The sequence below is a fragment of the Methylobacterium sp. GC_Met_2 genome (genome assembly GCF_026540795.1).
GTDB lineage: Bacteria > Pseudomonadota > Alphaproteobacteria > Rhizobiales > Beijerinckiaceae > Methylobacterium.
In genome coordinates this window covers 1-11107 of the sequence record NZ_JALNUM010000162.1, presented here as the reverse complement: position 1 = coordinate 11107, position 11107 = coordinate 1, and the positions used below count along the sequence as shown (strand labels likewise).

General features: G+C 66.0%; 9 protein-coding genes. 4 read left to right on the top strand and 5 right to left on the bottom strand.

Translation table 11 applies throughout. From position 1 onward, the window contains the following. On the bottom strand, positions 1-3845 hold a 3845-nt coding region (locus OXS49_RS30795), incomplete at its 3' end, for a S8 family serine peptidase (RefSeq protein WP_267428390.1). On the opposite strand from OXS49_RS30795, the gene OXS49_RS33735 reads away from it, so the two are divergent. Continuing rightward, entirely contained in the window at positions 3732-3980 is a 249-nt protein-coding gene (locus OXS49_RS33735; RefSeq protein ID WP_267428392.1) for a hypothetical protein, read from the top strand. The two genes, OXS49_RS30795 and OXS49_RS33735, sit on opposite strands and share 114 nt — an antisense overlap. Positions 3981-4475: 495 nt before the next feature. Here the strand turns inward: OXS49_RS33735 and OXS49_RS30785 are convergent, their stop codons facing one another. From OXS49_RS30785 to OXS49_RS30770, 4 genes are all read right to left on the bottom strand, one after another. Beyond that, entirely contained in the window at positions 4476-5354 is an 879-nt protein-coding gene (locus OXS49_RS30785) for a TonB family protein (protein WP_267428388.1), read from the bottom strand. Then, positions 5351-5788, bottom strand: coding sequence for a TonB system transport protein ExbD (exbD, locus tag OXS49_RS30780; protein ID WP_267428387.1), 438 nt, complete (start codon positions 5786-5788; stop codon positions 5351-5353). Before exbD ends, OXS49_RS30785 begins: the two co-directional genes overlap by 4 nt. 4 nt (positions 5789-5792) lie before the next feature. Then, entirely contained in the window at positions 5793-6470 is a 678-nt protein-coding gene (exbB, locus tag OXS49_RS30775) for a tonB-system energizer ExbB (protein ID WP_267428386.1), read from the bottom strand. 890 nt (positions 6471-7360) lie between these two features. Further along, the gene (locus OXS49_RS30770) at positions 7361-7834 is read right to left on the bottom strand and encodes a hypothetical protein (RefSeq protein ID WP_267428391.1); all 474 of its coding nucleotides are present in this window, start codon (positions 7832-7834) and stop codon (positions 7361-7363) included. Between OXS49_RS30770 and OXS49_RS30765 the strand changes: the two genes are divergently transcribed. The 3 genes from OXS49_RS30765 to OXS49_RS30755 all read left to right on the top strand — a co-directional run bounded on the left by OXS49_RS30765 (position 7795) and on the right by OXS49_RS30755 (position 10990). Further along, positions 7795-8436, top strand: a complete 642-nt coding sequence (locus tag OXS49_RS30765) for a sugar transferase (protein ID WP_276082316.1) — start codon at positions 7795-7797, stop codon at positions 8434-8436. The genes OXS49_RS30770 and OXS49_RS30765 overlap by 40 nt on opposite strands. 1051 nt (positions 8437-9487) lie before the next feature. After that, the gene (locus tag OXS49_RS30760; protein WP_244002183.1) at positions 9488-9742 is read left to right on the top strand and encodes a hypothetical protein; all 255 of its coding nucleotides are present in this window, start codon (positions 9488-9490) and stop codon (positions 9740-9742) included. A 291-nt stretch (positions 9743-10033) separates the two neighbouring features. Next, positions 10034-10990 carry a helix-turn-helix domain-containing protein gene (locus tag OXS49_RS30755; protein WP_267428385.1) on the top strand — a complete coding sequence of 319 codons (957 nt, stop codon included), beginning with the start codon at positions 10034-10036 and terminating at the stop codon, positions 10988-10990. Positions 10991-11107: the final 117 nt, after the last annotated feature.

Below are 11107 nucleotides of genomic sequence, written 5' to 3'. Positions count from 1 at the left end.
CAGACCCGGCCCTCGCCCGGGGCCAGCGGCTGGTCCGGAGCCCCCGCGGCCCCGCGCATCTGCAGGGCCGAGCGGTTCGGGCCGAGCCCCGGATCGCCCGCGCTGAACCAGGCCGCGCCGCCGCCCTGTCCGCGCAGGTGCCGGTCGATCGTGTCTGTCACCAGCCGGCGCGCGGCGAGATCGGCCATCACGGCGTCGCCGTAGGCCTGGCCCGACAGGCTCGCCAGCCCCCCCGGCAGGGTGGCCGGCCCGGCGGCGTAGAGCGCGTCGAACACCCGCGCCCGGTCCGCGTCCGGCCGCGTGCCGGCGGCCGGGCGGGCGCTGTCGAGGGCCGCGCCCACGGCGCGCGCGTTGCCGGTCTGGGCGAGCCCGAGCCCGGTGAGGTCGCCGTAGGCGGCCGGCGTGACCACGAGGTCGAGGCCGGTGGTGCGGTAGAGCGCGTCGAAGCGCGTGCCGGCCTGCAGCCCGACCGCCGGCTGGGCCAGCCCGGTGAACGCGCCGCTGAGCCCGGCTTGGGCGGTCAGCACGCCGAAGCGCTGGCCGAGCGCCGGGGTGAAGCTGTTGGTGGCGTTGCCGGTGATGCCGCGCAGCACCGGCGCCAGGGTGCCGTTGGCCGCGACCGCGCCGCTGGGCCCGAGCGCCAGCAGGCGGGCGTAGCGGCCCGCGCCGGTGCCGGTGCCGAGCCCGTCGATGTCGAGGCCGAGCAGGCTGCCGGACGCGAAGGCGACCGGGCCGAGCACGGTGAGCGTGCCGGGGGAGTTGCCCGGCCGCAGGGCGCCCGCCACCGTGACCGGGGCCGCGATCGTGCCGATGCCGCGCAGGGTGCCGGCGGAGGCGACCGTGACCGGCGCGGCCCAGAACCCGTCGAGCGAGAGCGTGCCGGCCTGGATCGTGGTCGGGCCCGAGAAGCGGCCGGTGCCGGTGAGCTTGAGCGTGCCGGATCCGGCCTTGGTCAGGCTGGTCGGAACGGTGCTCTCCAGGATGGCACCGGCATAGGTGGTGCTGGCCGATCCGGTGACGGTGAGTGCGCCGTTGCCGATCACCCCGGACGCCGGCCCCGCGAGGCTGGCGAGCGTCAGGGCGGTGCCGTTCAGGTCGAGCGGTCCGGCATTGGTCAGGCTGGTCAGCCCGGCGAGCGGGCCGGTGACGAGGAGCGATCCGGTGTTGGTCAGCGCGCCGTTGAGCTGGCCGGACAGGTGGGCGGTGCCGGTGTTGGTGAGGTCGGTGGTGAGGATGCCGTCGCTGGCGACGAGCCCGGCATTGCTCAGGCCGGCCGGCGCCGTGAGGCTGGCGGTCTGCGCGACCGCGACGGTGCCGGTATTGGTGAGCGGCCCGGCGAGGCTGTAGGCGCCGCTGCCGGTGACCGCCAGCGTCGCGCCGGCGGCGTTGGCGAAGGTGCCGTCGCTGGCGACCGCGCCGGTGACCGCGAGGGTGCCGGCGGCGTTGCGGATGGCGCCGTCGATCCGGCCGGCACTGGCCAGCACGGTGCCGGAGTTGGTCAACCCGCCCGCGATCGTGCCGCTGGTCGTCAGGGTGCCGGTGTTCGACACGCCGCCCGCGATCGCGCCGCTGTTCTGGGTCCAGCCGGCGTTGGCGAGGCCGCCAGCGATCGTGCCGCTCGTCGCCAGGGTGCCGCCGTTCGACACCCCACCCGCGATCGTGCCGCTGTTGACCAGGCTGCCGGTGTTGCCCGCGCCGCCCGTGACGGTGCCGCTGTTGATCGCTTGACCGGAATTGGCGAGGCTGCCGACGAGGGTTCCGCTGCTCATGAGCGTGCCGGTGTTGGCGACCACGCCTGCGATTGTACCGTTGCTCGTCAGACTGCCGGTGTTGGTCGTGTTGCCGGTGATCGTGCCGTTGTTCTGGACCGTGCCGGTATTGGTCACGCCGCCTGCGAGTGCGCCGCTGTTGAACGCGATGCCGGCATTGGTCAGGCCTCCGGAGATCGACCCGCTGGTCGCAAGTGTGCCGGTGTTCAACACGCCGGCCGCAAGCGTGCCGCTATTGATCAGTCTGCCGGTGTTGCTCGCGCCGCCGGTGATGGTGCCGCCGTTCCAGGTTAGCCCGGCGTTGGCGACAGTACCCAGGACGGTGCCGGTGTTGCTTAGGATTCCGGAGCTGATTACGGTTCCAGAGATCGTTCCGCTCGTCGTCAGGATCCCACTGTTGACGATATCGCCCGCTATGGTCCCGGTGTTGGACGCAAGACCGGCATTCGCGAGGCCGCCTGCGATCGTGCCGTTACTCGTCACCGTCCCGGCGTTGACCACACCACCCAGGATCGTGCCGCCATTGATCAGTGTGCCGACGTTTCCCATTCCGCCGGAGACGAGGCCGGCATTGGTGAAATTTGCGCTGCCATTGACAAAGACGGGGGAGATGAGCCGGCCGGACGCCGTTAGAGTCAGCGCACCGTCCAAGACGACTGTACGACCCGTGAAGGTGTTGTCCGCCGACAGGATCGCCGCGCCGGCACCGGTCTTCACGAGCGAGCCCGCCCGGGCGCCGTCGGCGATCACACCTGCGAAGGCAGAGGTTCCGCCATCGATACTCAGGGCTCCTGCGCCGTCGAGGGTGATCGGGCGCGCGGTGGAAAAGCCGTCGGCCAGGACCCGCAGCGTGCCGCCGCCAAGACTGAGCCCGGTGCCGGCCAGCCCCAAGTTGGCGTCGTGCGATACGGCGAGGGTGCCACCGGTCACTGCGGTGCCACCGGCATAGCTGTTGGTGCCGACGAGCTCGAGGGTGCCGAGCCCGGTCTTGATCAGACCGCCGGGTCCGGAGATGTCGTTGGCGAAGCGCCCATCATAGGCTTTACCTTTGTCGGTGGTGTCGACCGTCCATGTCGAGGTGAACTGGCCGGGGCCGTCGATCGCCTTACCCAGGTTCAGTAGACCCCAGCCGTAGGTGGCGTTCGGGCTGTCGGCTGGCCCGTCGCCGAGATGGGTGGCGGTGGTGAACATCGTCTCGGCGATCTGGGGGGCTGTCAGGAACGGGAACGCCTGCATCAGCACCGCGGCCGCACCGGATACGTGCGGCGTCGCCATCGACGTCCCGCTCATGTAACGATAAGGTTGGCCCATGTCGGTCGGCGTGGTCGACAGAATGTCGACCCCCGGCGCGGCGATGCACCAGGGGGCCGTGACGCCGCACCGATTGCTGAACGAAGCGATCTTGTTGTCACGGTCGGTCGCCACGACCGCCACGATCGAGCCGGCGACTCCGGAGAAATCGATCTGGCTCTGATCAATCGGATGGCCGAGTGGGTCGCCGTTGAACCGGTAAATGTCGTACAACTGATAGACGCCGCTGCTGGCGTTGCTCGGTTTGATGTACGGAAGTAATGCTGCGCTGGTTGGATTTTTAGAAATAATCGGTTGAATTTCGTAATTATTCATAGCGGCAAATACGAAAAGCGTACCCATGTCAACGGATTGCTTTATAGCATTGTATTCAGATAATATATATTCATACGAAAGAATCTGTTGCTGCAGTATATTGGTGCTCGATCGCGAGTAGTCTTCTCCGTAACTGCCGCTGTAGACACGCGCTCCCCGCTGCGCCGCGTACGCGAGAGCGCCTGCATAGTCGACCCTGAAGTCTGCGACACGTCCTCCTTGCGTCACGCCATACGACGGTATCCCGTAAAGGCTCAGAATCGTACTGTCGTAGGCGATGCCCATAGTGCCTGTGCCGTCCCGGGCCGCAGCAATCGTTCCCGACACGTGCGTGCCGTGGCCCTGCTCATCCCTGATGAGAGCGGGATAAAATGTCCGATCGGACGCGTAGAAGAAGTTTCGGGAGGCGGGCGAGATCCGGCCGGCGAATTCTGGATGATTCCGGTCTATTCCGGTGTCGTAGACCGCGACCGTGACGCCAAGTCCGGTGAAGCCGCGCGCGTAGGCAGTGGCGGCGTTGATCTGCGCGAGTCCCCAGTTGGCGCGATATTCTGGCGTATCGAAATCCACCGCGCTCGGGGATGAGTTTGTCTGGGCACCTTGCGCGGGTGCAGATGTCGACGCGGCCACCATGACGGCGAGTGAGCAGCCAACCAGCAAGCTCTCTCGCGTGTGCACGCGCCGGTGCAGGGAGGCGATCAGCCTCCAGATCGCTGATCCAATCTCGCCGCGACCGGATATCCTATGGGAGCCGTGCTCGATTCCCGTGCGATGGAGCGTGCGTCCAAGCGAGGGGTCCGATGCGCGCGCCTGGGCTGAATGCGCATCTACTCCAGCCGAGGGCATCCTGGTCACTGGTCTCATCGCGTAGTTCTGCCATCGAACGAGTGTTCTAGGAATGTAATCAGGTCGGCGGCCGGCAATGAGACCGGGGCGTCCGAGAACGTCGCTTGCACGCGGCAGCAGCTCCGCTTCGATCAGCACAGCGGCCGTTGCTTCCGTCCGGATCGGTGTCCTGTGCGGCCTGTAACCCCCGCGGACGTCAGGCATGGCCGTCGCGCCTCGGAATTGGGCGTTCCGTCAGCGTCTGAAGTTCATCGGAATGGTAAGCACGATGGCTCGCCCCCCCGGCGGCGGCGGGTACGGTGCTGCGCGGGACATGACCGCCACCGCCTCCGCGTCCAGGGCGGCGTTGCCGGAGGACGCGACGAGCCGCGCGTTGCTGGCACCGCCGCCCGCCGTGAAGGTCACGCTCACCAGGGCGACGCCGGCGGTGCCGTGCGCTTCCGACGGAAAGCGCTTGCTCCGCACGATGCGGCTGCGCACCGCGCTCTGCCAGGCTGCCCGGGCGTCCGCGCTGCTCGTGTCGCCGGCCGTGGGCGCGGCGGTCCGGTCGGCGGTCTGCTGAGTTGAGCGCGGGCCGCCGCCGTTGCGCGCGGCGACCGCCCGCTCCTCACGCGGCTTCTTCGGCTTCTTGACCGGTTCCACCATCTTGTGCGGCTTGGTTTGCGGAGCTCGCGTCTCGGGCTTCCTGGCCTCCGCCTTCTTGACCTCGGGTTTGGGCTGCGCCGGTGCAAGAACCGCCTCCGGCTTCGGATCCGGCGGCGGGGGCGGAGCCGTGATCGCTGTCTCCGGCGGGGGCGCCTGCTCCTCCGGCGGGGTCGCCTCGTCCTGGGCGGTCGAGGCCGGCCCCTTGGCCTGGTTGTCGACCTCGGACCGGGTCACCGTCGGAGCGGGTGCGAGGTCGATCATGACTGCCGCCGGGCTCGCCGGCGGTGGAGGCGTGTCCGCCGCGGGCGCATGGACCAGAATCGCGTAGATCCCGAAATGAACGCCGGTGACGAGTGCGGTGGCCAGCATCCAGGTCAGGACCCGGATCGGTGCGGCGGTTATTTGCCTCCGCGGGGATCGGCGCGCGGCCGTCGCCGCCGCGAAGGAGGCGGGCGGCGGGTGGATCATGGCTGGCCGCCGGCCCCTGTATCCTCCAGCCCCACAAGGCCGACCTTCAGGTAGCCTGCACCGCGCAGAAGATTCAGCACCTGCATGAGTTCCCCGTAGGGGACCCCCTTGTCGGCGCGCAGGATGATGCGCTCGTCCTTGTTGCCCTTGGCGGCCTGATCGAGGGCTTGGCCAACGGCGGGGCGCGCCACGGTCTCCTCCCCGAGAGCGATCGAGAGATCGGCCTTCACGCTCACGAAGATCGGCTTGTCGGGCCGGGGCTGCAACGGCGCGGCGGAGGTCGGTAACTCCACAGCGACATCGACGGTCGAGAGCGGGGCGGCCACCATGAAGATGATCAGCAAGACCAGGATCACGTCGATGAACGGCGTGATGTTGATCTCGGCGTTCTCGGTGAGTTCGTCGGCGTCGTCGCGCCCAATCCGGACCGCCATCGGCTCACTCCGCCGCGACGTGCAGGCTGGCCTGCCGGGGCCTGTGCGCGCCGACTGCCCGAACATCGAGGTCGCGCGAGAGGTGGCAGAGCACCAGGGTCGCGGCGTCGCCGAGCAGCGCGCGGTAGCTCGCTACCGCGCGGGTGAGGGCATTGTAGATCACCACGGCGGGAATCGCCGCCACGAGCCCTATGCCGGTGGCGAGCAGGGCCTCGGCGATGCCGGGAGCGACCACGGCCAGGTTCGTGGTGTGGGACTCGGCGATGCCGATGAAGCTGTGCATGATGCCCCAGACGGTGCCGAACAAGCCGACGAAGGGGCCGGTCGAGCCGATCGTCGCGAGGATCCCGGTCTGGGCGGCGGCGCGCTTGGCCTCGGCGGCCTCGATGCGGCCGAGCGCTGCCTGGGCGCGCTCCCGGATCCCCTCGGCCGGCAGTCCCGGCGATCGCGCGATCTCCTCCTCGGCGGCGGCGATGAGCGCGCCCGCCGCCCCGGGCGGCACGGCCACGCCTGCCGCCGACAGGCTCGTCACCGCCCGGATCTCCGAGATCGCCTGGCGCATCCGGCGTTTCGCGACGGACAGCGCGACCGACCGCACGAGCAGGATCGTCCAGGTCGCCACTGAAGCGATGGCGAGCAGGGTCATCACGCCCTGCACCACCGGATCCGCTCCGAGGAACATGCCGATCGGTGAGAGATCGCGGCGGAGTTTCGAAGGGACTTCCGGCCCGGCTGACGGCGCCCGCATCTCGCTCACAGGGGGCTGTCCCGACAGGTCGCTCCGCGGAGTCGGCGCTTGGGCAGGGGCTTGCTGCGCTGTGGGCGCGGATGACTCCGGGACCGCTTGCTGAGCGTGAGCAGGCGATAGGCTCAGGCCAAGCATCAGCACGACCAAGCGTGCAATCCGGCGCCGTCTGCGAGGGGGCAATTTGGCGGAATGGAACTGTTCGATCATCAGACCGCGCTCTCTATCGCTATCCGAAGGAGGTTCACCCCGTCTGTCGGACCACGCAGAGAAAGGGACAGCGCGGATGGAAAATTTTTTCGACGGAACCAAAGCCAGCTGTTCCGCAAGATGTTGGGCACGGTTGGAGGGATTGCTGCCGAACTTGACGCCAGTGAACTGCGAAGTCCGATCCATCGTCAGGGAGGGGAACAGCCTATGTGCGGCCTAGCGTTGATCGCAGATGTCGATATTAACATCGTTAGTATTGTTGCCTTGAGTAATTTTATACATGCGCCGTATCAAGATTATTTGGCGCCTTGATGACGAATTGGCGTATATGCCACTGCTCTTGAGTGATTCAGGAAACATTCGCGTGCCAGGGCATATTATCGCCGGCGAGATACTACAACAACGCCGTTGTCAGGAGCTATATTTGATCCTGTCGAGGGCGAAACCTATCCAAATGCGGATTTTTTATTATCGTGAACGGTATTCACACTGATTGCGGCTCAATATCGCCTCATGACGAGAGAGATTCACAGTTCTCCTATGGCTATTTATCGGAACGGCAGCGAAGGAATGAAGTACAGATATGCCGAGTGGCCTGAAAGGACGAACATTCCGGCTCAGGACCGTCCAGCCATGGCTGAGCCGGGGCGGCGATCGCAAGATCTGCAAATCTCGGCCCGTGCCCTTATCCGCACGCAGTGTTGGATAGCCGCCCGATATACCGAGCAACCGAAAAGTCGACGGGAAGAACCTTTATGCAGAAAAATTTTAGCACGACTTCCAACCAGTCTGAAAGCCGCCCCGCCTTTTGCGATGCACCTTCCCTGCAACCTTTTCGCGGGGCTGTCCTTGGTCTCGGCGACGGTCAACACCGAGAGGTAAAGTCTGGCGCTGTAGTGGTCCATCTGGTCGATCAGCGTGATGGCGGGAACGGCCTTGGTCGGCGCGCCGGCCGAGAGGACGTTGGTATCGACGAGATACAAGGCATCACAGCTCGGCATTTCTGAGGCCTCGGGACGGGGAGGGGGCGTCGCCCGTGACAGGCACAGAAATGAGGTGTCTGCCGAAGGACGGGACTTGGGATCAAACATCTAGCCTCCCAGAGAAGCGCTCAGTTTTACGCGCGAGTTCCGATGCGTCGATCGCAGCCGTTATCGTGCTCGCACCCTCGCTTGCTATCATTGCCTTGATGATCCGCGTCGATAGTCGTGGAGCGGCGCTGTTTCGCCAGACCCGTACTGGTTTGAACGGGCGCACGTTCCTGATCTACAAGTTCCGCACCATGCCTGTGGACGAGGACGACACTGTCGTGCAGCAGGCCCAGCGCGGCGATGCGCGATTGACCGGACTGGGCGCCATTCTGCGTAAGACCAGTCTCGACGAACTGCCGCAGCTACTTAACGTGCTGCGCGGCGAGATGAGTCTCGTGGGCCCACGCCCGCACGCGCTCGCTCACGACAGCCACTATGGCGCGCTCATCGCAACCTACCAGCGGCGGTTTGCCGTGCGGCCGGGCATCACGGGTTGGGCTCAGATCACCGGTTCGCGCGGCCCGACGCCTGAGATCGCCGATATGCAGCGTCGGATTGAGCTCGACCTCTGGTACGTCGAGAACCGTAGCTTCACCCTGGATCTCAAGATCCTGATCGCGACAGCGCTGCACATTCTGCCCAACCGGTCCAACGCCTATTGATCCGAGTTGTCGTTGGGAGACCCAGTGGCGTGGAGCCATCGGCAACCCGCAATGGCGTGCATCCTGCCGATCCGATGACGCATCCTCGGCACCGTCAGCCGCGAAGTCCTCGATCATCGGCGCGCGGGGAGCTTCGTTCGTGAGGTGGCCGGGCAGGCCGGTCACTCGATCGCCGAACCGAGCATGACTTTTCCGCTGAAGTCGGCCGACCGCATGAAGCGGCATGCGTGATATTTCGGTTCAATCGTCAGGCTGCGATTGGGGAAATGAATGACAATCTGGGGTTTCTGGTTCTAACGTAGAGCATCAAGGTTCGACTGCGCCCTACCAGTGCGCAGGGCGGAAGGTTCCTGTGTCGTGGATGTAGCTACCGCCCAGTACGTCGCCATCGCGTGGGTCGCTGGTTTGGCGATTTTCCTGCAAATGGTTCATGACGCTCCGATGATGCCCTGGCACGATTGATACGCGTCGTTATGCAATGGACGACGACGCCCTGCACGCGGGTCGGCGGGGCTCGAGGTAGTCTCGGTTTACGGGATATGGACATGGGGCCCCCGGCGTCAATCCGGGTCAGCGGGCGGGTCGCTCCGCCTGGGCAGGTTCGCGCCGAGGATGTCTTCAGCAAAGACTGACACCAGTGCGATCGCAATCGTCAGATCCTGGGCTGCGGACGGACTCGTCGAGGCGTCACCGCCCGCGGCGGGCCTTCGGATTCCGGCAGCGGCAGGATGAATATGGTGGATCATCCGAGCGCCAACGGCAGGACGGCGCAGTCGTCGGCTATGACGCCGCCGTTTCCTCGGTCGCTCCGAACCCGAGAGCGGACGATGAGACGTCGCGGCGTCGGCGTCCGTGCGTCGAATTTGGCGGACGCCAGCTTCCACGGTCAAAATCACTCTACCCTGAGTTCGTCAATGACCCACGGCCCTCTGGTCACACGGCGAAAGTGCACCACAATCTGGATCCAGATCGCCAATCGAAGATCGGAAACGGGAGCCTGGACGTCAGGTCAGCTGCAGATCCCGCCCCACCGAATTTGGAGAGCCTTCAGATGAACACGCGCGTTGGCGCGGCCGCAGCTCTGCTGATCATGAGCGCGGCCTCTGCTCAGGCCCAGACGGTCCTTGCACCGTCGGGCGACTCAGCCATTACCCAGCCCGGGGGTGCCCAAGGGCGTGCGGGCCGCCGCAACGTCGAGGAGGCCTTCCGCAACGGAGACGTTGTTGTCGCCCGTCCCCTGCCGGCGCTGGACCGCTCGCAGCGCAGCGACGGTCAGCTCACTCGTAAACCTGCCGGCCCCCGTTGAGGTGTGCGCCGCGAAACAATTCCGAGGCCTAGCGGTCTCGCCTGCGTCGCAGCAACGAGGAGATCACGCGTCCGGTCATGCGAGGAGGCGGTGCGTTCGCTGACTGGGACGTGCGAAAGGTTGTCAGGATTCGCTCGCCGCATCGGTTGTAGAGCGGCGATATTCACCGCCGGTGACCGCTCACAATGTGTTTCTTATCGAGCGTGCGGCGTTGTCAGTTCCGGGGATTTCGAATCATAAGCGCGCTTAAGTACCCCGCTGAGCTTCGCCGGGTACGGGGGAGCCCGATACGTGTCCAGCGTCGCAGTCGTTCCGAGCCTCATCGAGACGACGCATCACATGGAGCCCAAACGAGCCTTCGACTTCTGGCGATGCACAGCCCTGGCGCCGTTCGGCGATGTCGCGCGACCTGACCCGCGCGAGCGATTTTCGGCGAAGCGCCTCACCGTGACCGCGGCGGGAGGGCTGCTGACCCACACGGTCAGCAGCCCGGTCAGCATTGATGTCCGTTCTCGCCATGTCGATCGCAACGGCCGCGGTATGGTCGTCATCGGCCTCGCCATCGACGGCATCGGATATCAGGAGCAATGTGGTCGCGGAGCGCAACTCGAAGCCGGCGATATCAGCTTCTTGACGCGGACCCAGCCGATCATGGCCGGCACGCAGAGCCACTACGAGGAGATCCGGCTTGCCGTGCCGCTGGAGATCTTCGAGGCCAGGGTTGGCAGGATCAATGCGCTCGCCGGCCGCAGCATCAGGGCGCAGGCACGGAGCGCTGAAGTCGGCGCTCGTCTACGTTCAGTCGCCGGATCGATTGCCTGGATGTCCGAGTCGGAGGCCTCGACCGCGATCGATGGCGTGCTGCACCTTCTGGGTTACCTCGTTGGCGACCGCACGACCGAAGCTGACGCGGACGTCTCGCCGGCGGCCATTGAGGCCCTGACCCGCGCCCATATAACGCGTCGGCTTCACGATCCGGAACTCAGCCCGGGCGATATTCGCGTGGCGCTCGGCGTATCACGATCCAGTCTCTATCGGGCCTTCGCCGAGTCTGGCGGGATAGCGACGGCTATACGCGACGCCAGGCTCGATCTCGCGAAGCGGAGGCTTGAAGCGCCGCGGGACAGCCAGCTCAAGATTGCCACCATCGCGTATGCGTGCGGCTTTACCGACATCCCGACCTTCAATCGCGGATTTCGCGAGCGTTTCGGTCTGTCTCCACGTGCCTTGCGAGCTGCGAGTTCTTGATCGGAGCAAAACCAACACGGGGGCAGGCCACCTTACATTAGGCAGAGACACGCGTCGTCAGGATTTCAACGAACGCGGCTATGGGACCTTGAAGAATTGCCGGCGCGGCCGTACCCC